This is a genomic window from Halocalculus aciditolerans (genome assembly GCF_014647475.1).
Classification (GTDB): domain Archaea; phylum Halobacteriota; class Halobacteria; order Halobacteriales; family Halobacteriaceae; genus Halocalculus; species Halocalculus aciditolerans.
Genome location: NZ_BMPG01000015.1, coordinates 1 through 1,544 on the forward strand (window position 1 = coordinate 1; position 1,544 = coordinate 1,544).

The 1,544-nt window shown below is 38.8% G+C and carries 1 protein-coding gene; it reads left to right on the plus strand.

What is annotated here, in order from left to right:
- Positions 1–1,351 precede the first annotated feature (1,351 nt).
- A partial coding sequence (locus tag IEY26_RS17600) for a hypothetical protein (RefSeq protein ID WP_229774210.1) occupies positions 1,352–1,544 on the plus strand: 193 nt, incomplete at its 3' end.

The following is a 1,544-nucleotide window of genomic DNA, read 5'->3' on the forward strand; positions in this document are numbered from 1 at the left end:
AAAAAATATGTAAACTCTGGTTTTGGGAGGGGCGTTCAACTTTTGGGGCCAGAATTCATGCATCTCCCCCGTACATTATTTTGGTGATTCAGCGGAATTTTCGGGGAGGTGGGGTTCGATTGGGGTTGGTGTAATATAGGGCTTGAGCGGGAGGTGGAGGTGTTATGAAGTATGGTTGTTTAGTTATTGTAGTTGAATTTGTGAGTTACAGTGATAGATAGTATACAATGAGGTGAAGATGTGAGAGTATGTGATAGTGTATGTGTTAGATGTATACTTGATGTTGATTCTATGTTGATGTTTGTTATAAGAATGTTGGAGATTATTGGTTACGGTATAAAATGGTGGTATAAGAAATTGGGAGAATTGTGTTTTGGGAGGGGCGTTCAACTTTTGGGGCCAGAATTCATGCATCTCCCCCGTACATTATTTTCGTGAATCTGCGGGATTTTCGGGGAGGTGGGGTTCGATTGGGGTTGGTGTAATATAGACGGTGTGATATTAATTTGAAACTTTGTATAGTATGTTATAGATTATGTGATACATTGAGTGGTAGTTGTTTGGACAGAGTACAGTGAGTTTTGTGTAGTATAGTGAGTAAGTGTATATTATGTTTAATGGTTGTGAATATGTTGTAGTGTGAATTGTTTTATGGTGTAGGTTATGGTGTGTTTGTGTTTATGTTGGTGTTGGTGTTGGTGTTTATAGGTTCGGATAAATCGGAAATTTGGTTTTTGGGAGGGGCGTTCAACTTTTGGGGCCAGAATTCATGCATCTCCCCCGTACATTATTTTCGTGAATTTGCGGAATTTTCGGGGAGGTGGGGTTCGATTGGGGTTGGTGTAATATAGGCTATTGGGTATATTATAGTGTGTGTGATTTATGGATTTGAGTTATGAAAGAGTATGGTGGTTGCGAGGTGATATACTGTGAGTTGTGTGTAGAATATGTTATAAGAGATTTGAATTTTTGTTGTTATAGAGTTAATGCTGATATTGTATTGTGTGTTAGTGTAGGTATGGGTTGTTTATGGTTGTGCTTGGTGGTTGTGGTAAAATGATGGTTAGAAAATATCGGAAAATTCGGTTTTGGGAGGGGCGTTCAAATTTGGGGCGGAAAATTCATGCATCTCCCCCGTACATTATTTCGGTAAAATTGGGGGTTGTCACGGGGAGGTGGGGTTCGATTGGGGTTGGTGTAATATAAGGGTTTGAGATTTATGATTTGATTTTGTTTTATGTATATTGTGTCTGAGTGTAGTGGCATAGATTATAAACATAACATAAAGATAGGTGAAGTGAATATTGAGAGATTTGTATATGTTGTTTGAATTTGAATGATACAATAATTGATGTTGATACTATATGGTTACGGGAGGGTTGTTATCTTGGTATTGGTTGAAGTTGGTATATGGTTGATAAATGGGGTTGAAAAAATATGTAAACTCTGGTTTTGGGAGGGGCGTTCAACTTTTGGGGCCAGAATTCATGCATCTCCCCCGTACATTATTTTGGTGATTCAGCGGAATTTTCGGGGAGGTGGGG